Annotated in this window: 17 protein-coding genes; 12 read left to right on the top strand and 5 right to left on the bottom strand. The window is 65.3% G+C overall.

Annotated features, from left to right (window positions below; translation table 11 throughout):
- The first annotated feature begins 186 nt into the window (after positions 1–186).
- The 7 genes from J7367_RS12640 to J7367_RS12610 all read left to right on the top strand — a co-directional run bounded on the left by J7367_RS12640 (position 187) and on the right by J7367_RS12610 (position 5918).
- On the top strand, positions 187–564 hold the full coding sequence (locus J7367_RS12640) for a hypothetical protein (protein WP_057658647.1): 378 nt from the start codon (positions 187–189) through the stop codon (positions 562–564).
- Positions 565–790: 226 nt separating this feature from the next.
- Positions 791–1144 (top strand): hypothetical protein, encoded by a 354-nt coding sequence (locus J7367_RS12635; RefSeq protein ID WP_057658646.1) that lies wholly within the window; start codon positions 791–793, stop codon positions 1142–1144.
- Positions 1145–1407: 263 nt separating this feature from the next.
- Entirely contained in the window at positions 1408–1806 is a 399-nt protein-coding gene (locus J7367_RS12630) for a hypothetical protein (protein ID WP_081027441.1), read from the top strand.
- A 37-nt stretch (positions 1807–1843) separates the two neighbouring features.
- Complete coding sequence (locus tag J7367_RS12625; RefSeq protein ID WP_057658642.1) at positions 1844–2596, top strand: HAD family hydrolase; 753 nt, start codon at positions 1844–1846, stop codon at positions 2594–2596.
- Between the two features lie 302 nt (positions 2597–2898).
- The gene (locus tag J7367_RS12620; RefSeq protein ID WP_042675879.1) at positions 2899–3471 is read left to right on the top strand and encodes a hypothetical protein; all 573 of its coding nucleotides are present in this window, start codon (positions 2899–2901) and stop codon (positions 3469–3471) included.
- Between the two features lie 296 nt (positions 3472–3767).
- On the top strand, positions 3768–4385 hold the full coding sequence (locus tag J7367_RS12615; RefSeq protein WP_057658688.1) for a hypothetical protein: 618 nt from the start codon (positions 3768–3770) through the stop codon (positions 4383–4385).
- Positions 4386–4550: 165 nt separating this feature from the next.
- Entirely contained in the window at positions 4551–5918 is a 1368-nt protein-coding gene (locus tag J7367_RS12610) for a VOC family protein (RefSeq protein ID WP_057658640.1), read from the top strand.
- Between the two features lie 178 nt (positions 5919–6096).
- Here the strand turns inward: J7367_RS12610 and J7367_RS22290 are convergent, their stop codons facing one another.
- The 5 genes from J7367_RS22290 to J7367_RS12585 all read right to left on the bottom strand — a co-directional run bounded on the left by J7367_RS22290 (position 6097) and on the right by J7367_RS12585 (position 15310).
- Positions 6097–6360 (bottom strand): hypothetical protein, encoded by a 264-nt coding sequence (locus J7367_RS22290; RefSeq protein WP_223670069.1) that lies wholly within the window; start codon positions 6358–6360, stop codon positions 6097–6099.
- 30 nt (positions 6361–6390) lie between these two features.
- Positions 6391–6939 (bottom strand): VOC family protein, encoded by a 549-nt coding sequence (locus J7367_RS12600; RefSeq protein WP_244672296.1) that lies wholly within the window; start codon positions 6937–6939, stop codon positions 6391–6393.
- 410 nt (positions 6940–7349) lie between these two features.
- Complete coding sequence (locus J7367_RS12595) at positions 7350–10490, bottom strand: efflux RND transporter permease subunit (protein WP_057658638.1); 3141 nt, start codon at positions 10488–10490, stop codon at positions 7350–7352.
- Between the two features lie 140 nt (positions 10491–10630).
- Complete coding sequence (locus J7367_RS12590; RefSeq protein ID WP_057658636.1) at positions 10631–13879, bottom strand: efflux RND transporter permease subunit; 3249 nt, start codon at positions 13877–13879, stop codon at positions 10631–10633.
- Between the two features lie 93 nt (positions 13880–13972).
- A complete protein-coding gene (locus J7367_RS12585) occupies positions 13973–15310 on the bottom strand; it encodes an efflux RND transporter periplasmic adaptor subunit (protein WP_209028934.1) in 1338 nt (445 codons plus the stop codon).
- Between the two features lie 259 nt (positions 15311–15569).
- Here J7367_RS12585 and J7367_RS12580 point away from each other — a divergent pair, with 259 nt between their 5' ends.
- From J7367_RS12580 to J7367_RS12560, 5 genes are all read left to right on the top strand, one after another.
- The gene (locus tag J7367_RS12580; protein ID WP_057658630.1) at positions 15570–16874 is read left to right on the top strand and encodes a M20 family metallopeptidase; all 1305 of its coding nucleotides are present in this window, start codon (positions 15570–15572) and stop codon (positions 16872–16874) included.
- Positions 16875–17039: 165 nt separating this feature from the next.
- A complete protein-coding gene (queF, locus tag J7367_RS12575; protein WP_057658629.1) occupies positions 17040–17855 on the top strand; it encodes an NADPH-dependent 7-cyano-7-deazaguanine reductase QueF in 816 nt (271 codons plus the stop codon).
- A 102-nt stretch (positions 17856–17957) separates the two neighbouring features.
- Complete coding sequence (locus tag J7367_RS12570) at positions 17958–18251, top strand: LysM peptidoglycan-binding domain-containing protein (protein ID WP_042805478.1); 294 nt, start codon at positions 17958–17960, stop codon at positions 18249–18251.
- A gap of 103 nt (positions 18252–18354) precedes the next feature.
- Positions 18355–18912, top strand: coding sequence for a hypothetical protein (locus J7367_RS12565; RefSeq protein ID WP_057658619.1), 558 nt, complete (start codon positions 18355–18357; stop codon positions 18910–18912).
- Between the two features lie 357 nt (positions 18913–19269).
- Positions 19270–21501, top strand: a complete 2232-nt coding sequence (locus J7367_RS12560; RefSeq protein WP_057658617.1) for an NADP-dependent isocitrate dehydrogenase — start codon at positions 19270–19272, stop codon at positions 21499–21501.
- Positions 21502–21548 lie beyond the last annotated feature (47 nt).

Raw genomic sequence — 21548 nt, 5'->3', positions numbered from 1 at the left:
GCGATGCGCGACAGTAGCGCGCCCGACAGCGTCCAGATGCCGGCAATCGCCTGCATCTGCAGGTCGCCACGGCTGCGCCATCGCCCCTGGCAGTCTCCAGGTCGTTCAGGGCGCCTGCATTGCGAGGCGCGCCGATCCAGGCACTGCAGCCGCTAGACTGGTGCGCCTGCTGCCTGGATCGTCACAATGAATTTGCCCCTGCATTTCGGCCTGCTCGGTTCACTGGAGGCCGGGCTGATTGCGCTCATCCTGGGCGTGGTGGTCTTTGCGGTGGTGGAGCGGGGCGGGCGGCGGGTGCAGTTCAACCATGGGCACACGCTGGGCATTGCGTGTCTGCTGGCCGTGGCCATCGGTGCCGGATACGACATCTGGCATCTCGTCTATGCCAGCATCGTGCGACTGGAATCGCCGCTGTATGCGCGCCTGGCGCTGGCCAAGATCCACGACCCCAACGAACTGGGCTCGCGCGTGGTGCTGGAAGTGGCCGGCGCGCTCGCTGGCGTGGTGCTTGGTTGGAAGCTATTCAGTTCCGGGAGCTGGGAAAACGACCCGCCAAGTGCCTGAGCGTGGGGCATAAAGTGCGGGGCGGGTCGCAAATTTTCATGCATTGAATGAGGTGCTTCGGTTTGACTCACTCATGCCTAACAGGCGGTTAGCCGCAAACATTCGGGCTGTGGTTAAAAGACTGTTTTGCGCGAAATTGCGCCGGGTTGGGCGTTCATTTGCGATGGGTAGGGTGGTGCCATGTGCGGCGACACCGCGCATTCCCAAGCACAAGGAGACCACCCCAATGAAGAATCGCAACCGCACCTCGCTGCTCGCCGCTACCGTCGCTCTTGCTGCCGCCCTGGCGCTGCCGGCGATGGCGCAAAGCACCTCTCAAGACGCAGCGGCGCAGTCGGGCAGTTCGGCCACCGCGGCACAGTCGAGCGGTGCAAGCTCCGGTGGCGGCCAGACCTGGGCCAGCGTGGACACCGATAGCGATGGCGCCATCAGCAAGCAGGAAGCGCAGGTCAACGCCGGCCTTGCGCAGATCTTCGATCAGGCCGACGGCAACACCGATGGCAAGCTGACCCCGGATGAGTACAAGGCGTTCGTTGCCAAGCAGCAGGGGGGAGGTGCCACCGGCTCGCAGGGCAACTAAGCGACGCTCAAGGCACCTATGAGGTTTTGAGAAAGTGATGCATGCAGAGCGCTGGCATACAGCCCCGTCGGCGCGCTGCGACAGGCAGTAACCAGCACCAGCAACAGCAATAGCAAAAAACAGTACCAGCAACAGGATGGACACGCGGGAGCGATCTGCCAGGGTCGCTCCCGTTTTGTTGACGTCTGCCGCGTTAGGGTGAGCCGTTCCACGTCTGGCGCTCATCCATCATGTCGCATTTACGTCTTGCACTTCTGCTCGGGTTGGCGAACCCCGTATCTGCGCTCGCCGCGCCGCCGGAGCTGCCACCCGCCACCCCGACAACGTCGGTGCCGGCAACCGCTGGCAGCACTACACCGGCGATGTCGCCGTTGCCGATCGATCCGCCGGCTCCGGCCACCACGCCCTTGCTGCCGACGGCACCCAGGCCCGCCAGGTCCACGAGCGGTGCCGAGGCGTCCGCCACCGCCGGCATCCTGGCACCGCGCAGTTTCCGTAGCCTGGATACAGACGCCGACGGATCGCTGGTGCTGGCCGAGGCAAGCGCCGACCCGGTGTTGCGCGAAAACTTCTCCAGCTTGGACAGCAACGGCGACGGGCGCCTATCGCGCGAGGAATTCGCCAGCTATCAGCCTGGCCCGGGCGATGCCGCAGGCGATTGAGCACGGCGCAATACCGATGCGCTGCTAAACTTGCCCGATGAGCTCACTTGCACAGCGCGACGGCCAGGCGATCCAACTGGTCGGCTTCGATGGCGACGATACCCTCTGGAAAAGCGAGGACTATTACCGCATTGCCGAAGCGGATTTCGAAGCGATCCTGGCCGGGTACCTGGATCTGGGCGACAGTCGCATGCAGCAGCATCTGCTGGCAGTGGAGCGGCGCAACCTCAAGGTCTTCGGGTATGGCGCCAAGGGCATGACGCTGTCGATGATCGAAACCGCGATCGAACTGACCCAGGCGCGCATCGCCGCGCACGATATCCAGCGCATCGTCGAGATCGGCCGTGCCACGCTGCAGCATCCGGTGGAAGTGATTGCCGGCGTACGCGAGGCAGTCGGTGCGATTGCCGCCGATTATCAGGTGGTGCTGATCACCAAGGGCGACCTGTTTCACCAGGAGCAGAAGATCGAGCAATCTGGCCTGGGCGATCTGTTCCCGCGCGTGGAAGTGGTGTCCGAAAAGGACCCCCGGACCTATGCGCGTGTGCTCGGCGAATTCGGTTTGCCGGCGCAGCAGTTTGCAATGATCGGCAATTCGCTGCGTTCGGATGTGGAGCCGGTGCTGGCCATCGGCGGTTGGGGCATCTACACCCCATACGCGGTGACCTGGGCGCACGAACAGGAGCATGGTGTGGCTGCCGACGAACCGCGCATGCGCGAAGTGCCCGACGCCGCCGGCTGGCCGGCAGCGGTGCAGGCGCTGGATGCGTTGGCGCGGCGGCAGGGCTAGAGCGTGTTATGTACGTTGAGGTGAGTGCTCCCCGGAGGATTGGCCGTCAGCGGCACGGAGTGCGCGTCGCGGAGCTTGCCTTGGCGCCAGCCAAGCCGGCGCCGCGCAGCACCCGCTCCGCATCGCTGGCGGCCAAGGCATCTCATCCCAATGTGCATAACACGCTCTAAGCTGGGCCGGGTCGCCGCTGCCTGGCGACACTGATCTGGCCCGATGCGTCACATGCGGGTGCTGTATGGCGCCCAACGACAGGATGTTCACGGCCCTGCCTGCGTGCGCGGCCGAGCTTTGAGGAAGTGCCGATGACCATGTTGTCCATGACCCAGCGCGCCAGCCTGGCCTTGTTGCTCTTGTTGCTGATCGGTGCCGCGCCACTGGCTGCCGCCGAGCTGGAAGAAGAAATCATCCATCCGAGCGAAGTCATCTTTCGCAACGGGCAGCCTTACTACGACGATGGCGGCCGCTACGTCCGCCTGCAGACCCGTCAGGTGGGTGGTGAGCCAGTGTATTTCCGCACCGTGCGCTTCGATCGCGAGCAGGGCTACGTGGATGCGCGGGGCGAGAGTGTCGCCAGGTTGCAGGCTCGACCGAGCGAGCGCGATCGTAGCGCCGGGTTTGTCGGCGCCGGGTACGATGACCGTGACGTGGGCGATGGCGGATATCGGGGTGTTGGCGGCCCACTCCGCCTTGGTGCCTCGCGCAATCGCCCCTACGGCCAGATTTACTATGGCAATGGCCTGTATGGTCCGGATCCATACAGCAGTCCGCACAACCGCGACGCGCGCCAGCGTTACATCGGTCCCGGCTACATCGGCTCCTGCGATCTGAGCGGTTGCCGCGAGGTCCACCAGTTCGGGTTTTACGACCTGCGTTAGGAGTCAGGGGATGGCTCGCGCCATCCACCGGGCGTATCGTGCGGCATCGCCGGGCAGCTCGCAGTATCCGATCTTTCCGCCAAACCTTCGATTGCGTGCACGTCGATGACCATCGCAAGGGCTGGTTGCCACCAGAGCGCACTGGGACGCTGCGACCGACGCGCTCATCTATGCCCGATAGCGTAACTGGGGGGCTCCGGTGCACTTCCTCGCCAGGCGTGGGTCGTTGAAAAGCGGATGTGCCTGGCGCCCGGCAGTGGCGCTTGATCCGGCGTCCGCCTGACAGCACCGCACGCATGCGGCATCATCGCTGCATGCCCGTATCCCGCTCATCCATGTTGCGCTCTGTGCCATTGCTGGTGGCATTGCTGTGGCCGGCGCTGGGCGCCGCGCAGGCCTTGCCGGCCTCGGCGACCGCAGCTGCTACGGAAGAACCGACGCCAGCGGCGACCCCAGGCACCGGCGATGCCTGGGTGGATCAGCACCTGGCCGATATGGGCAGTTATGCGCAGCGCTATCCGGCCAGCTTCATCGACGAGGTGGCGCGCTATACCGGCACGCCGCGCGCGTACGTGCAGGCGCTGCTGCAAGTGCACGGCTGGCATGCCGGGGATATCTATTTCGCGTGCTTCTGGGCGCAGACCGTACAGCTGTCGTGCCGCGACACGGTACGCGCCTATAGCCGCGACCATCGCGATGGCTGGGAGGGCGTGGTCGCGCGGCTGTCGGTGGCACCGGACAACCTGCACATGCGCGCGCTAAGGCACGCCATCGTCGCCAGCTACGACCGCTGGGAACGTCCGATCACCCTGGATGCATTGCTGCGCCGGCAGCTCGGCGATCATGCGCAGCGCCTGGAAGCGGCGCGCCAGGCGAGCGAAGCGGCCGAAGCGGCGGCGCAGGCCGGGCTCTGACGCGGTCGTTGTGTCGTCGCGTCATGCACTTCCCGGCATGGCGCGGCTGTCTGCGCACTAATCGCGTCGCCCTGCAATGCTGCCGTGCCGCTGGTCGACGCAGGGCGTGGTCGGCGAGAATGCGGTACCGCTGGCGTTCGGCCGGCACCTGCCCAAGACCAGCCCATGCGCGATACCGCCTTTGTCTCTCCCGATCAGATCCGCAGCTGGTTCGCCCAGGCGATGTCGGACATGTATCGCACCGAGGTGCCGTTGTATGGCGATCTGATGTCGCTGGTGGCGCAGGTCAACGCACAGACGCTGCAGGCCAATCCGGCGCTGGCGCAGCGGCTGCAGCGCAACGACGAGCGCGCGCGGCTGGATCTGGAACGGCACGGCGCCATCCGTGTCGGCACGGCGGCCGAACTGGCCACCTTGCGCCGGTTGTTCGCAGTGATGGGCATGCAGCCGGTGGGCTATTACGACCTGTCGGTGGCCGGCGTGCCGGTGCATTCCACCGCGTTCCGCCCGATCGATGAGGCGGCGCTGTCGGCAAATCCGTTTCGCGTGTTCACCTCGCTGCTGCGGCTGGAACTGATCGAAGACGCCGCCCTGCGCGAACAGGCGCAGCAGATCCTGCAGCAGCGACAGATCTTTACCGCCGGCGCCTTGCAGTTGATCGAGCGCTACGAACAGCAGGGCGGGCTGGATGCCGACCAGGCACGGCAGTTCGTGGCCGAAGCGCTGGAAACCTTCCGCTGGCATGGCGATGCCACGGTGTCGTTGCCGACCTATCGCGCGCTGAGCCAGGCGCATAAGTTGATTGCCGATGTGGTGAGCTTCCACGGCCCGCACATCAATCACCTCACGCCACGCACGTTGGACATCGATGCGGCGCAGGAACAGATGCAACGCGCCGGCATCGATGCCAAGGCGGTGATCGAGGGGCCGCCGCGTCGGCGCGTGCCGATCCTGTTGCGGCAGACCAGTTTCAAGGCGCTGGAAGAGCCGGTGCGTTTTGTCGGCGATGACGGGCAAGCGGAACACGGCACCCATACCGCACGCTTTGGCGAGATCGAGCAGCGCGGCCTTGCCCTCACGCCAAAGGGGCGCGCGTTGTACGACGCGCTGCTGGCGCAGGCGCGCGATGCCGATGGCGCCGGCAGCACCGGCACCGATTACGCCACCCGGCTGCAGACTGCCTTCGTGGCCTTCCCCGACGACGAGGCGTTGCTGCGGCAGGAAGGGCTGGGGTATTTCCGCTATGCGCTCACCGACGCCGGCCGCGCCGACCCCGCGCAGGTGGCCGCCATGCCGGCAGAAACGGCAATTGCGCTTGGGCTGGTCAGCGCCGACCCGATCATCTATGAAGACTTCCTGCCGGTGAGTGCGGCCGGCATTTTCCAGTCAAATCTGGGCGGTGCAGAACAGCGCGCCTACGCCGCGCACTCGAGCAAGCGCAGCTTCGAACAGGCATTGGGCGCGCAGGTGCATGACGAATTCGCGCTGTACGCGCAGCTGGAGCGCGACTCCTTGCAGGGCTTGCTGGTGTAGCGCGCGCTGCGCGCCGTATTGCACTGCGCTGTGACGGCCTCACTGGCACTCAGCCTGGCATACGGCTGCTATGGAAGACCTGCCACACGTGGCGTCCGGGCCGCAAACCCATGTTGATCCATGAAGCCATCATGCTTCGCGGCGCTGTGCACCTGCCTACCGGCCACACGCGTTTTGCTCACCAACGCATCCACCTCGGCGCGCCCACCGCCGACGCAGTAATGGTTTCTGCGGCATTGGCCATGTCGCAGATGCCTTGATGGCTGAAGCCCCGAAAGAACGGTTTGACCGGCACCATCGCGAAGATGTGCTCGCCCAGGATCAGGCAGGTGGCGTTCGCATCGGTGTAGGCGGGATTGAAGGTAAAGCCCATGACGGTGAAGAAGGCAACCGAGCGCGGTAGCAACTCGACCGGCAGGTTGACCAAAACGTGCGTGGTCATGCGGCGGTGCCCTGCGGCGTGGCGCGTTGGTCAGGCGCTCCGGTCACGGCCGTTGACCAGCCATTGGATGCCGAAGCGGTCGGTGCACATGCCGAAGCCTTCTGCCCAGAAGGTCTGGCCGAACGGCATCTGCACCTGACCGCCCTCGGCCAATGCCGTATACGCGCGTTCGGCCTCAAGATTATCGTCGAAACCGAGCCCGACCGACACCGGTCTGGCGCCCTCCAACTGCTGGCCCGGCGGCATGTCCGAGCCCATCAGCAAGGGGCCATTCGGCCCAGCGAGGGTCACGTGCATCACCAGGTCGGTTGCCGCAGCGTCGATCGACATGTCAGATCCCGCTTGCGGGGGCATCTGTGCGTACGTCGTCAACATCAGTTCGCCGCCCAGCACCTGTTGGTAGTGCGCGAATGCTGCGCGGCAGGTGCCTTCAAAATACAGGTAGGGTGTGACTTGCACCGGGCAGTCCTCTGGAAGCACGTGAGCGATACAGCGCGGATTGCTGCGTGCGGTCCTGTCGAGACGAAGCCGATGCAGTCGGCCATCAGGTCCGGGCGCAGTGCGGGGTCGATGCGTCATGCCCGAGTGGGCAGGCACCGTAACCAGCGCAGCCTACCGTCCAGCGCGAACAGGTGCATTAGTCGCGATCGCTTGGGGCCGCCGGCAACCAGCCGGAGCACCTGGCGGTTGCCGATACGCCCATGCGAGGGCAAAGCCACGCATGGGCTTGCTTGCAAAGGCGCCGCAGGATCAGACCACGTACCGCTGTACGCACGAACACGTCCGCATTGTCGGCCCTGAATGCACCGAGAGCAGCCGAAACAATGGCGATCAGTTGTCAGGCGCGGGTGGCACACCGCAATGGCGTGTACGCGCCGGCACATGCCGATTCCGATCACCGGCCGCGCCCACCGAGTGCTGAGCGCGATCTTTGCCAGCTGCTCCAACAGGCCGCACTGCCCGGCAATGCGGCCGATGCTTGCGAAACCTCAGTGCGCTTGGGCGGCCGGGCGACGCGCCGCTGCGCGTTCTGCACGGCGCGCGCGCGCGCGGGCGCGACGCGCCTTCCAGCGCTCGCTCAGGCACGAGAAGATCACGTATAGCGCCGGGGTGCTGAGCAGGGTCAGGCTCTGCGAGAACACCAGCCCGCCGATCATCGCGATACCCAGCGGGCGACGCAGCTCCGAGCCCTCGCCCAGGCCCACCGCCAGCGGCACGGCGGACAGGATCGCCACCATCGTGGTCATCATGATCGGGCGGAAGCGCACGATCGAAGCCTCGCGTGCGGCTGCGCGCGCATCCATGCCATGCACGCGCTGCGCCACCAGCGCGAAATCGATCATCATGATGGCGTTTTTCTTGACGATGCCGATCAGCAGCACCAGCGCGATCATCGAGATCACCGACAGTTCGGTGTTGGTGATGAACAACGCCAGCAGCGCGCCCACGCCGGCGGCCGGCAAGGTGGACAGGATGGTCACCGGATGCATCAGGCTCTCGTAGAGCATGCCCAGCACGATGTAGACGGTGAGCACCGCGGCCAGCAGCAGGATGCCCATCGAATTGGGACTGAGCTGCACGTTGAAGCTGTCGTCGCCACTGAGGCGGATGCCGTCGGGCATGCGCAGGCCCTCCACGGTGGATTTGATGATCAGATCCGCCTCGCCCGTGCTGACGCCCGGCGCCAGGTTGTAGCTCAGATCCATCGTGGTGTACTGGTTTTCGTGGATGATTTGCGGCGGCGCCAGGCCCGGTACCTGGGTGGCGACCGCGGTGATCGGCACCATCTGGCCGGCACGGTTGGGCACGAAGATCTGATCCAGCGCCTTGGGGGTGGCGGTCTGCGACGGCAATGCATTGACCACCACGCTGTACTGATTGAGATCGGAATAGATGGTGGAAATGGAGCGCTGGCCGAACGCGCCATACAGCGCCCCATCGATGGCGCCCACCGAGATGCCCAGGCGCGCCGCCTTGGCGCGGTCGATCACGATGTTCTGGCGCAGGCCGGCGGTATCCACGTCGGTACCGACATCGCGCAGGTGCGGGTTCTTTTTCAGCGCAGCCTGCAGTTTGGGAAGCCATTCCTGCAGCTGCGCCAGATCGTTGCCCTGCAGCGACACGCGGTATTGCGCGCCCTGGCTGGTGCCGCCGCCGCCGTCGCTGGGCAGGTCCTGGATCGCCCGCAGGCGCAGATCCAGGTCCGGATAACGGTCGGCCTTGGCGCTCAGGCGCGCGACCACTTCGGCGGTGGTGTCGCGACGGCCCTCATCGCGCTTCTTGAGCTCGATATTGAACGATGCGCTGGAGCCCTGACGGCCGGAGCCCAGGCGTGCGCCGACGGTTTTCACCGCCGGGTCGGCCATCAGCATGTCGGTGATGCGGCGCTGGCGGCTGACCATGTCGGCGAACGACACCGTGGCGCTGGAATTGGCGCGGCCCCAGATCAGGCCGGTGTCCTGCGCGGGGAACGAGCCCTTCTTGACCGCACTGCCCAGGAAGAGGGTGGCGGCGATCAGCAACAACGGCGTCAACGACAGCAGGAGGGCGTGGCGCAGCGAGAAATCCAGCGCCACCGTGTACACGCGCAGCATGCGTTCATGCATGCGGTCCAGCCAGGCGCCGAAACGGCCGGGTTTTTCAGGCTCGGCGTGCGGCGACAGGAAACGGCTGCACAGCGCCGGCGTCAAGGTCAGCGACACCAGCATCGACACCACGATCGCCGCCACCAACGTCACGGTGAACTCGCGGAAAAACGCACCGATCATGCCGCTGGCGAACAGCATCGGGATGAACACCGCCACCAGCGAGGCGGTGATGGAGACGATGGTGAACCCGATCTCGCGCGCACCGGCCAACGCCGCGTCCAGGCGCGACATGCCTTCGTCCAGATGGCGCATGACGTTTTCGATCACCACGATCGCATCGTCGACCACGAAGCCAATCGCAATGACCAACGCCAGCAGGCTGAGGTTGTTCAAGGTGAAGCCGAGCACGTACATCACCAGCGCCGAGCCGGCCAGCGACAGCGGCACGGTGACAGCGGCGATCAGGGTGGGCGCCAGCCGGCGCAGGAACAGCGCCATGGTCAGGATCACCATCGCCAGGCTGATCATCAGCGTGGCCTGCACCTCGTGCAGCGAGGCGCGAATGGTGGGTGTGCGGTCGAAGTAGGGCGTGAGCGTGGTGCCGGGCTGCAGATAGCTACGCAGTTCGGGAATCTGCGCCTTCACCTGGTCGACGGTTTCGACGATGTTGGCGCCGGCGCGGGTGAAGGCGTACATCACCACCGCCGGTTTGCCGTCGAACCAGGCGGCTTGATAGGCATCCTGCTGGCCGTCGTAAACGGTGGCCACATCGCCCAGGCGCACGATGCGCCCGTTGGACTGGGTGGAGATCGCCAACTGCGCAAAATCGGCGGCTTTGGACACCGAATCGTTGGAGATGATGGCCATGGTGGTGTTGCCGTCGGACAGGAATCCGGTCGGCGAAGTCACATTGGCCGCGCGCACCGCATTGCGCAGATCGTCCGGTGTCAGGCCCAGTGCATTGAGTGCGCGCAGGTCCACGTCCACGCGTACTGCCGGGGTGGATGCCCCGGCAATGTCCACCGAGCTGATGCCGGTGATCTGGCGCAGCCGCTGCGCCAGCAGCGAATCGGCCACGTTGTAGAGCTCATCGGCCGATTGCGTCTCCGAGGTCAACGCGATGGCAATCACCGGGTCGTCGTTCGGGTTGGCCTTGGAGTACATCGGCGTTCCGAGCCCGGAGGGCAGGTCCGATTGCGATGCGTTGATCGCGGTCTGGATGTCCTGCGCGGCCGAATCGATGTTGCGGCTGCTCTGGAACACCAGTACGACCAGGCTGCTGCTCTCCGAGCTGGACGAGCGCATGCGGTCGATCCCGGGCAACTGGCCCAGGTGACGTTCCAGCGGCGCGGTGACGGTGGAGGCCATGGTGCTGGCGTCGGCACCGGATTGGGTGGCGTGCACGAAGATGATCGGAATCTGGATGTTCGGCAGCGCCGCCACACCCAGCCGCAGGTAGCACATCAATCCGATCACGAACAAACCGATCGCCAGCAGCGAGGTGCCGATCGGGCGCTTGATGAAGGGCGCGGAGATGTTCATGGGTGTGGTGCCGGGAATCGGGAATCGGGAATCGGGATTCGGGAATTGGTAAAGGCAACAGCCAGCGCGGCCTCCACGCGTGCGTGTGGGCAGGCGATGCCGTGGGCAGGCAGAGCGATCAGCGAAGACGTCAGCAGTCGTCATGCCGATCGCTCCGAGGTGGATGCCGGGGTTGCGCCGTCATGGCGCGCTGCGCGGCGCGCACGCCATGCGCGCAGGCGCTCGCCGGCGCGTTCCATGTACAGATAGATCACCGGGGTGGTGTACAGCGTGACCAGCTGCGACAGCAGCAGGCCGCCGACGATCGCAATGCCCAGCGGGCGGCGCAGTTCCGAGCCGATGCCGGTGCCCAGCGCCAGCGGCAACGCGCCCAGCATGGCCGCGGCGGTGGTCATCATGATCGGGCGGAAGCGCAGCAGGCAGGCGCGCCGGATCGCATCGTGCGCGCTTGCCCCTTCGCGGCGTGCGTCGATGGCGAAGTCGATCATCATGATGGCGTTCTTCTTGACGATGCCGATCAGCAGCACGATGCCAACGATGCCGTCCACCGACAGGCTCAGCCCGCACAGCATCAGCGCCAGCAACGCACCGACACCGGCCGGCGGCAGCGTGGAGATGATGGTCAACGGGTGGATATAGCTCTCGTACAACACGCCCAGCACGATGTAGATCACCACGATCGAGGCCAGCAGCAGCCACACGATATCGGTCTGGCTGCCAGTGAATTCGGCAGCTTTTCCGACGAACTGCGCATGCACCTGGGTCGGCATCTTGAGTTCTTCGCGTGCCTTCTCGATCGCCGCCACCGCCTGCGACAACGAATGCCCCGGCGCCAGGTTGAACGAGATGGTGACGGCCGGCAGCTGTTGCTGGTGGCTCACCACCAACGGTGTGTTGGTGACCTTGGCTTCGGCCAGCGCGGCCAGCGGAATGATGCTGCCGGCACCGACCACGATGCCGGTGTTCTGCGCGCCCACGCCGGTGGCGGTGGACGAGTTGGATGAGGTGACCTGGCCGAAGCTGGTGGCGTTGGTGCCGGTGAGCGCGCCGCTTCCGTTGCTGGCCACGGCCAGCTGGTTCATCAGGGCGGTGCTGGTGCGGAATTCCGGCGCTACTTCCAGCACGACGCGGTACTGATTGAGCTCGGTGAAGATGGTGGAGATCTGGCGCTGGCCGAAGGAGTCGTACAGCGTGTCGTCGATGGTCTGCATCGGCACGCCGAGCATGCTGGCCTTGTCGCGGTCGATGCTCAGTTCCAGTGCACGCCCCTGGTTGGCCAGGTTGTTGTCCACATCCGCCAGCTCGGGCAGTTTGCGCATCGATTCGGTCATGCGCCCGGCCCAGGTGGCCAGCTCGCTGCTGTCCACGTCCGAGATCGAATACTGGTATTCGGTGGCGGCCACGCGCGTGTCCAGGGTGACGTCCTGCACCGGCTTGAGGAACAAGGCCACGCCCGGAATGCCGGCCACCGCCTTCTGCAGGCGCGGCAGTACTTCGTCCAGGCCCTCGCGCTCGCCGCGCGTCTTCAGCACGATCGACAGCTGGCCCTGGTTGAGCGTGGGGTTCATGGTGCCGGCGCCGATGAAGGCGGCCACGCCGGTCACCGCCGGGTCCTTGCGCAACGCGGCGGCCACCGCCTGGGTGCGTTGCTCCATCTGCGGAAACGCCACATTCTGGTCGGCCTGCACCACACCGGTGATCAGGCCGGTGTCCTGCTCGGGCAGCAAGCCCTTGGGAATGGCCACATACAGCACCACCGTCAACGCCACCGCACCGATCGCCACGGCCAGGGTCAGCGGCTGGTGGGCAAGCACCCAGTCCAGGCTGCGCTCATAGGCGCCCACGGTCCGCGTCCACAGGTTGGTCTTGCCGGCGGCGGTTGCGCGCTCGTGCGCGTCTTCGCCTTCGGGCAATGCATCGGGCTTGAGCAGGTAGGCGCACATCATCGGCGTCAACGTCAGCGACACCAGCATCGAGATGACCACCGCAATCGACAGCACCCACGCAAACTCGTGGAATAGCCGCCCAGTGACGCCCGGCATCAGCAGCAGCGGCAGGAACACCGCCACCAGCGACACGGTCAGCGACAACACGGTGAAGCCGATCTGTTTGGCGCCGATCTCGGCCGCTTCCGGCCCGCTCTTGCCCTGCTCGATGTAGCGCACGATGTTCTCGATCATCACGATCGCATCGTCGACCACGAACCCGGTGGCCACCACCAGCGCCATCAAGGAGAGGTTATCCAGCGACATGCCGGCGAAGGCCATCACCCCGAAGGTGCCGGCCAGCGACAGCGGCACCGCCACCGAGGGGATGATGGTCGCCCACAGCCGGCGCAGGAACACGAAGATCACTGCCACCACCAGCGCGATGGTCAGCACCAGGGTGAACTTCACCTCGTGCACCGAGGCGCGAATGGTTTCGGTGCGGTCGGAGAACACCTCCAGATGCACATCGGCCGGCAACACCGAGCGTAGCTGCGGCAGGATGTTGCGGATCTGCTCCACCGTCTGCACTATGTTGGCGCCGGGCTGGCGGCGGATCTCCAGCAGCACCGCCTGCTTGCCGTCGGCCCAGGCGGCCAGCTGGTCGTTCTCCACCCCATCGACCACGTTGGCCACGTCCGCCAGCCGCACCGGGCGGCCGTCCTTGTAGCTGATGATGGTCTCGCGGTACTGCGCCGCGTCGGTGAGCTGGTCGTTGGTGCCGATGCTGTAGGACTGGGTCTTGCCGTTGAGCGAGCCCTTGGGCGCACTGACGTTGGTCTGGGTCAGCGCGCTGCGCAGCGACTCCATGGTCAGGCCCATGTTCGATAGCTGCGCCGGGTTGACCTGGATGCGCACCGCAGGGCGCACGTTGCCGGCGATCGACACCAGGCCCACGCCCGGCACCTGCGACAGGCGCTGGGCCAGGATCGCATCGGCATAGCGGTTGACCTCGCGCAGCGGCAGCGAATCGGAGGTGAGCTTGAGCGTGAGAATCGCCGCATCGGCCGGATTGACCCGGTTATAGACCGGCTGGTACGGCAGCGAAGAGGGCAGGGTGGCCTGGCGGATCGCCGCCTGCACATCCTGCGAGGCGATATCGATATCGCGCTCCATCGAGAACTGCAGAATGATGGTGGACAGGCCCGCCGACGAATCGGAGGTCATCATCTGCAGGCCGGAGATCTGCCCGAACTGGCGCTCCAGCGGCGTGGTGACCAGCGAGGCCATGGTGGTCGCATTGGCGCCGGGATACTGGGTGGTGACGACCAGGCTGGGCGCGTCGATTTCCGGCAATGCCGAGACCGGCAATTGACGGTAGCCCAGGATGCCCAGCAGCAGGACGCCGGCCATCAACAACGAAGTGGCGATCGGGCGGCGGATGAAGATGGTCGAAAAGCCCACGGGGGGTGTCCTTGCTGAAGACGTCAGGCGAAGCCGGCGCATGCAGCGCCGGCGCACATCGGCGACGGAAGTTCCGTCGCCGGTGGTCGAGAGTTAGCGCGGACCGCCGCCACGACGGCCGCCGGGGCCACCACCACGGCTCTGTTTGTCCTTGGCGGCCTTGAGTTCGGCCTCGGTCGGTTCCGGCGGCGTCTCGCCCGGCTTGAGCGCGCTGACCTTGCTGCCCGGTTTCAGGCGGAACTGGCCTTCGGTCACCACACGCTCGCCGGGCTTGAGGCCCTTGGTGATCTGCACATGGCTGTCGTCCACTTCCACGCCCTGTACCACGGTGCGCATCTGTGCGGTGTTGTCGCTGCCCACCACGTATACGTAATCGCCGTCAGGGCCGCGCTGCACCGACTGGGACGGCACCACGGTGCCGCCGGCGATGGTGCGCAGCTGCAGGCGCACATTGACGAACTGGCCCGGCCATAGCGCGTTGTCGGTGTTGTTGAAGATCGCGCGTGCGCCGAAGGTGCCGCTGTCGGCGGAGATGCGGTTGTCGATCACATCCAGCTTGCCGTCGCTGCTGATCACATGCGCATCGCCGCGATCCAGTGCCGCTACGGCCAGCGGCGCCGCCGTTTGACCGGTACGCACTGCCTGCAACTCACGCTCGGGCAGGTTGAAAGACACGTAGATCGGGCGGATCTGGGTCAGGGTGACGATCGTGGAGCTGCTGGTGACGATGTTGCCCACGTCCACGCCACGGATGCCGGCGATGCCGTCGATCGGCGCAGTGACGCGGGTGAACTGCAATTGCACCTGCGCCGAGCGCATCTGCGCGTCGTTGGCCGCAACCGCGGCCTCGTACTGGGCAACCTGGTTGCGTTGGGTGTCCAGATCCGTGCGCGAGACGTATTGCTTGTAGGCCGGGTCGTTGGAACGCTGGTAATTCACCCGCGAGGTCGCCAACAGCGCCTGGTTCTGGCGTTTGGCGGCCAGTGCCTGGTCGTAGCTGGCCTGCAGCGTGCGTGGATCGATCTGCGCCAGCAGAGAGGTCGCCAACAGCGCCTGGTTCTGGCGTTTGGCGGCCAGTGCCTGGTCGTAGCTGGCCTGCAGCGTGCGTGGATCGATCTGCGCCAGCAGATCGCCCTTCTTCACTTCCTGGCCTTCCTTGAAATTCAGGCTCATCAACTGGCCGCCCACCTGCGGGCTGACCGTGACCGTATTGAGCGCGGTGACCGTACCCAGCGCGCTGGCATAGACCGGAACGTCCTGCGTGGTGGCCGCCACCACCGTCACCGGTACCGGGCCGCTGTTGTCCGGGTCATTGCCGTCCGGCGCGCCTGCGCGCTTGCCGTGATTGCCCCCACCCATCATCCGCACTGCGACGAACACCACGACGAGCACCGCGACAACCAGCAGTGTGATCTTCCAAAAACGCGACATGCGACAACTCCTGAGGGGCGGGCCGGACGCGTGGATGCGACCGTGGGGCGGCTGTGCAAAGCATATCGTTGCGCTCTCCCAATTGAGCGTTACTGAAGTAACGGCTCGGCCGGCGAAACGACCGCAACGGTCACACTTGCACTGCAGCGGCAACGCGCCACGGCTACCGCGGTTGACCGCCGGGCTGAATCGGGCCCCACTACAGCCCATCCGGCACGCGCCTGCACTACATTAGGCAACCATCTTTCGAGGATTGCCGATGCGCCCCTCCCGCTTGCTGACCAGCGCGCTGCTCGCCCTGCCCATGCTCGCCACCGCGCAGACTGCGCAGCGGCCCGACGTTCAGGCCGCTGCCGCCCCGCTGCAGGCCAAGGTGGTGCAATGGCGCCGCGACTTCCACCAGCACCCGGAGTTGTCCAACCGCGAGGAGCGCACTGCCGCCACCGTGGCCGCGCAGCTGCGCAAGCTGGGCCTCAAGCCGCGCACCGGCATTGCCCATCACGGCGTGGTGGCCATCATCAAGGGCGCCAAGCCGGGGCCGAAGATCGCACTGCGTGCGGACATGGACGCGCTGCCGGTGACAGAGCAGACCGGGCTGCCGTTCGCCTCCAAGGCCACCGCCGAATACCGCGGCGAGCAGGTCGGGGTGATGCATGCCTGCGGCCACGATGCGCACACCGCCATCCTGCTCGGCGTCGCCGAAGCGCTGGTGGGCATGCGCGAGCAGTTGCCCGGCGAAGTGATGCTGATCTTCCAGCCCTCCGAAGAAGGCGCCCCAGGCAACGAAGAGGGCGGCGCCTCGCTGATGCTCAAGGAAGGCCTGTTTGCCGACTTCAAGCCGCAGGCGGTGTTCGGCCTGCATGTGTTCTCCAGCGTGCAGGCCGGCAAGATCGCGGTGCGCAGCGGCCCGCTGATGGCGGCCTCGGACCGCTTCGCGATCAAGATGATCGGCCGCCAGACCCGTGGCTCGGCGCCGTGGAACGGCATCGACCCGATCGTGGCCAGCGCCGACATGATCGGCGCCGCGCAAACGGTGATCAGCCGCCGCGCCAACCTGTCCAAGCAGCCGGCGGTGCTCAGCTTCGGCGCGATCAAGGGCGGCATCCGCTACAACATCATCCCCGACGATGTGGAAATGGTCGGCACCATCCGCACCTTCGACGAGGGCATGCGCCAGCAGATCTTTGCCGATCTCAAGAACGTGGCCGAACACACCGCCGCCGCGCATGGGGCCAAGGTCCAGGCGCAGGTGCCGGATCAGCCGGGCAATCCTGCCACTGTCAACGACCCCGCACTGACGGCCAGGATGCTGCCCAGCCTGCAGGCCGTGGTGGGTGCCGACAATGTGTACGAACCGCCGTTGCAGATGGGCGCGGAAGATTTCTCGTTCTACGCCCAGCAGGTGCCGTCGATGTTCTTCTTCGTCGGCTCCACCGCCAAGGGTATCGACCCGGCCACCGCACCCAGCAACCATTCGCCGCAGTTCCTGCTGGACGAGTCGTCGCTGGATGTGGGCTTGCGCGCGCTGTTGCAGGTGTCGCTGGATTATCTGCAGCAGGGGTGAATGGGGAATGGGGAATCGGGAATCGTCCGTGGCTGGGCGATTCTCGCTTTCGCTGGTTGGGCCGGTGGCTTGATTCTGGAGCGGCGATCTTCCGGTTTTCGATTCGCTCTCTTTCACGCGTCGCCATACACCTCACGGCCAGCCCGTGCGGCCTAAAATGGCGACATGAATACCCCAGAAGATTCCACCCTCGGTCGTGAGGTCGCCTATCCGAGCGGCTACGACCCGTCGTTGCTGTTTCCGATTCCGCGTGCGGCCGGGCGCGAGGCGATCGGGCTGACTGGTGAGTTGCCGTTTATCGGTCGCGATCGCTGGCATGCCTACGAACTCAGCTGGCTCGATGCACAAGGCAAGCCCTGCGTGGCCACGGCCACCTTGCATGTGCCCTGCGATTCGCCGTCGCTGATCGAATCCAAGTCGCTCAAGCTGTATCTCAACTCGCTCAACGCCACCCGCTTCAACAGCGCCGAAGCGGTGCGCACGCGCATTGCGACCGACCTGTCCACGCGCGCCGGTGCCGATGTGGCGGTGGAGTTCGGCCTGCCGCCGATCGATGCGGTCGGCGAGGGCGACTCGATCGACGCACTGGATGTCAGCATCGACGAGTACGGCCCGCCCAACGCGGCCTATCTCTGCGCGCATGCGCAGCCAGTGGTGGAAGAGGTGCTGACCTCGGCCTTGCTCAAATCCAATTGCCCGGTGACTGGCCAGCCGGACTGGGCCAGCGTCACCTTGCGTTACCGCGGCGCACCGATCGATCGCGAGGGATTGCTGCGTTATCTGGTGAGTTTCCGCGACCACGCCGAGTTTCATGAGCAATGCGTCGAGCGCATCTTCAACGACGTGCTGACACAGTGCGCGCCGCAGTGGCTGGTGGTGGAAGCGCGCTACACACGTCGTGGCGGCCTGGACATCAATCCGCTGCGCAGCTCGGCCAGTGTCCCGACGCCGCTGTCGATCTTCCGCGACCTGCGTCAGTAGGTCGCGCTCATGCAGGATCGCGCGGGCTTCACGGCGGCGCGATCCATGCTTAACAGCGCCTCGCGCACCCTGCTGACACCGCGATGCACAGGGATTGCAGCAATGAGTGTCGACAAGAAGGCAGATTTCTCCAACGTCACCTCATCGGTCGACAGCACCGCCGAGGTGACCCCTGCGCCCGATTTTTCCAACGTGCGCACCAGTGTGCAAAGCACCGCGCAGCTCGTTGAAGAATCGGTGACCGTCCAGACCGGCGACAGCCTCTCCAGTATTGCCAAGCGCCATCTGGGCGACGGCAACCTGTGGCCACGTATTTTCGAAGCCAACCGCGAAACGCTGCAGGACCCGGACAAGATCTTTCCCGGTCAGGTGCTGCGCCTGCCTGCAAAATCGTAACGGCAGGTCGGCTTCCAGTCGCTGGCGGCAACGTCATTCAACAAACCCAGAAACCAATCGAACACTGCGACTGCAGGTGTTCTGGCTACCGGAGAATCGATTTATGCGTACTACCTCTGTTTCGAGCAGCTTAGCCCTGGCCTTGGCCGGCGTCCTGGCAGTGTCTGGCTGTAGCAAGAAGGCCGACGACGACAGCGTTTCCAAAGACCCCACTTCCGGTGCCGCGACCGAAGCGATGCCCGGCCCGGCCGCCACCCCGCCGGCGAGCGATCAGGCAGCCCAGGGCAGCGCAACCGGTTCGGCCAGCACCGATGGCGGTGCTGCGCCGAGTAGCGCGGTGACGGTGTCCAACGTGGCCGTAGGCACCCAGGCCGCAGCCGACAAGACGGTGACTCCGGCGACCAGTGTCGGCAGCAAAGACACCATCATCGTCTCGGTCAAGACGGACGGCAGCGCGAGCAACGTGGCCGTGTCGGCGAAGCTGACCTATCAGGATGGCCAGGTGGCTGGCGAACAGAGCGCGACGTTGAACACCACCGGTGCCGAAACCACCAACCTGAGCTTCAGCAAGCCCGATGGCTGGCCGGCCGGCACCTACACCGCGCAGGTCATGGTGGACGGCAAGCCCGCAGGTAATCCGCAGACCATCACGGTCAAGTAAGGCTGGGCGACATTGGCGATGTACGGCATTGGCCGTGCGTCGCCGCTGCTCCCGTCAGCTGGTGGCTCGATATTGCACTAAGCCATGCAAGCAGGGCGCGACCGATCAAGTCGCGCCTTTTTGTTGCATCGCATTTGTTACAGCTGCATCCATGTCGATTGCCTTGGCGACGGGACGAAGCATCCGCCTGTGGTCGCTTTACCCGGGCGCGGCTCAGACGCGACAATGCCATGCTGATCCATCGCCGCGTCCAATGCGCTGGCTGACCGGTGTGCCATCAACGACCCCGTCGCGCGCACCACTGCCATCGTCCGTGAATGCCGGCGCTCCTCCCGACCACAAGAGCCATCGCACCTCATGTCGAAGACACCGAAGATCCTGTACACGCTCACCGACGAAGCACCCTACCTGGCCACGCAGTCGCTGCTGCCGATCATCGATGCCTACACCGATACCGCCGGCATCGTGGTCCAAACGCGCGATATCTCGCTGGCCGGGCGCATTCTGGCGCTGTTTCCCGAGCATTTGAGCGACACGCAGAAGATCGCCGACGACCTGGCCGAACTGGGTGAGCTGGCCACCACGCCGGAGGCCAACATCATCAAGCTGCCCAACATCAGCGCCTCGGTGCCGCAGCTCAAGGCCGCGATCAAGGAGCTGCAAGGCCAGGGCTATGTACTGCCGGCCTATCCGGACGAGCCCAAGGATGCTGCGGAAAAAGACATCAAGGCGCGCTACGACAAGGTCAAGGGTAGCGCGGTGAATCCGGTGCTGCGCGAGGGCAATTCCGATCGTCGCGCACCGCTGTCGGTGAAGAACTATGCGCGTAAGCACCCGCACCGCATGGGCAAGTGGAGCAGCGATTCCAAGTCGCACGTGTCGCACATGGAGTCCGGCGATTTCTTCGGTAGCGAGCAGTCCACCACCCTGGCCGACGCCGGCACGCTGAAGATCGAATTCGTCGGTGCCGATGGCAGCAGCACCGTGCTGAAAGACAAGGTGGCGGTCAAAGCCGGCGAAATCGTCGACGCTGCGGTGTTGAGCAAGCGCGCGCTGGCCAGCTTCATCGATGCGCAGATTGCCGATGCCAAGGCCCGCGACGTGCTGTTCTCGGTGCATTTGAAAGCCACCATGATGAAGGTCTCCGATCCGGTGCTATTCGGTGTGGTGGTCGGCGAGTTCTACAAGGACACGCTGAGCAAGCATGCCGATGCGCTCAAGTCGGTCGGCTTCGATCCCAACAACGGCATCGGCGATTTGTACGCGCGCATCGGCAGCCTGCCGGAAGAGCAGCAGGCGCAGATCACCGCCGATATCCAGGCCGAATACGCACAACGCCCCGGCCTGGCGATGGTCAATTCGGACAAGGGCATCACCAACCTGCATGTGCCCAGCGACGTGATCGTCGATGCCTCGATGCCGGCGATGATTCGCGACTCCGGCCAGATGTGGAACGCGCAAGGCAAGTTGCAGGACACCAAGGCGGTGATTCCGGATCGTTGCTACGCGGGCGTGTATCAGGCGGTGATCGACGACTGCAAGGCGCACGGCGCGTTCGATCCGTCCACCATGGGCTCGGTGCCCAACGTGGGGTTGATGGCGCAGAAGGCCGAGGAATATGGCTCGCACGACAAGACCTTCCAGATGTCCGGCGCCGGCACCGTCAAGGTCACCGATGGCAACGGCAAGACGGTGTTCGAGCACGCAGTGGAAGCCGGCGATCTGTGGCGCATGTGCCAGGTCAAGGACGCGCCGATCCAGGACTGGGTGAAGCTGGCCGTGGAGCGCGCCCGCCTGAGCGATACGCCGGCCGTGTTCTGGCTGGACAAGGCGCGCGCGCACGATGCGCAGGTGATCGCCAAGGTCGAGCAGTATCTGAAGGATCACGACACCAACGGCCTGGATATCCGCATCCTGCCGCCAGTGGAAGCGACCACGTTCTCGCTGGAGCGCATCCGCAAGGGTCAGGACACCATCTCGGTCACCGGCAATGTGCTGCGCGACTACCTCACCGACCTGTTCCCGATCATGGAGCTGGGCACCAGTGCCAAGATGCTGTCCATCGTGCCGCTGATGGCCGGCGGCGGCCTGTTCGAAACCGGTGCCGGTGGTTCGGCGCCCAAGCATGTGCAGCAGTTCGTCGAAGAGAACTGCCTGCGCTGGGATTCGCTGGGTGAATTCCTGGCCCTGGCCGCCTCGCTCGAGCACCTGGGCAACCGTTACGACAACCCGTCGGCCACCGTGCTGGCCAAGGCGCTGGATGTCGCCAACGGTCAGTTCCTGGACAACAACAAGTCGCCCGCGCGCAAGGTCGGCGAGCTCGACAACCGCGGCAGCCACTTCTATCTGGCGATGTACTGGGCACAGGCCCTGGCCGCGCAGACCGAAGACACGGCTTTGCAGGCCAAGTTCGCGCCGCTGGCCAAGGCCCTGACCGAGAACGAAGCCACGATCGTGGCCGAGCTCAACGGCGCGCAGGGCAAGCCGGTGGAAATTGGCGGTTACTACCATCCCGACCTGGCCAAGGTCAGCGAGGCGATGCGCCCCAGCAAGACCTTCAACGACATCCTGGCCACGCTCAAGGCCTGAGTCGCCGCGCCGCCTGCTGTCTCTGCACATGTCGTCTGCAAGGCCCG

The sequence above is a fragment of the Xanthomonas sp. D-36-1 genome (assembly GCF_017746155.1).
Classification (GTDB): Bacteria; Pseudomonadota; Gammaproteobacteria; order Xanthomonadales; family Xanthomonadaceae; genus Xanthomonas; species Xanthomonas cissicola.
The sequence above is the reverse complement of the archived record's forward strand: the minus strand, read 5'-3'. Positions and strand labels throughout refer to the sequence as shown.

Bases quoted from the DNA above. Each gene is read 5' to 3' on its own strand.
- J7367_RS12640 (WP_057658647.1), top strand. From the start codon at position 187: ATGAATTTGCCCCTGCATTTCGGCCTGCTCGGTTCACTGGAGGCCGGG.
- J7367_RS12635 (WP_057658646.1), top strand. From the start codon at position 791: ATGAAGAATCGCAACCGCACCTCGCTGCTCGCCGCTACCGTCGCTCTT.
- J7367_RS12625 (WP_057658642.1), top strand. From the start codon at position 1,844: ATGAGCTCACTTGCACAGCGCGACGGCCAGGCGATCCAACTGGTCGGC.
- J7367_RS12620 (WP_042675879.1), top strand. From the start codon at position 2,899: ATGACCATGTTGTCCATGACCCAGCGCGCCAGCCTGGCCTTGTTGCTC.
- J7367_RS12615 (WP_057658688.1), top strand. From the start codon at position 3,768: ATGCGGCATCATCGCTGCATGCCCGTATCCCGCTCATCCATGTTGCGC.
- J7367_RS12610 (WP_057658640.1), top strand. From the start codon at position 4,551: ATGCGCGATACCGCCTTTGTCTCTCCCGATCAGATCCGCAGCTGGTTC.
- J7367_RS22290 (WP_223670069.1), bottom strand. From the start codon at position 6,360: ATGACCACGCACGTTTTGGTCAACCTGCCGGTCGAGTTGCTACCGCGC.
- J7367_RS12600 (WP_244672296.1), bottom strand. From the start codon at position 6,939: ATGACGCATCGACCCCGCACTGCGCCCGGACCTGATGGCCGACTGCAT.
- J7367_RS12595 (WP_057658638.1), bottom strand. From the start codon at position 10,490: ATGAACATCTCCGCGCCCTTCATCAAGCGCCCGATCGGCACCTCGCTG.
- J7367_RS12585 (WP_209028934.1), bottom strand. From the start codon at position 15,310: ATGTCGCGTTTTTGGAAGATCACACTGCTGGTTGTCGCGGTGCTCGTC.
- J7367_RS12580 (WP_057658630.1), top strand. From the start codon at position 15,570: ATGCGCCCCTCCCGCTTGCTGACCAGCGCGCTGCTCGCCCTGCCCATG.
- queF (WP_057658629.1), top strand. From the start codon at position 17,040: ATGAATACCCCAGAAGATTCCACCCTCGGTCGTGAGGTCGCCTATCCG.
- J7367_RS12570 (WP_042805478.1), top strand. From the start codon at position 17,958: ATGAGTGTCGACAAGAAGGCAGATTTCTCCAACGTCACCTCATCGGTC.
- J7367_RS12565 (WP_057658619.1), top strand. From the start codon at position 18,355: ATGCGTACTACCTCTGTTTCGAGCAGCTTAGCCCTGGCCTTGGCCGGC.
- J7367_RS12560 (WP_057658617.1), top strand. From the start codon at position 19,270: ATGTCGAAGACACCGAAGATCCTGTACACGCTCACCGACGAAGCACCC.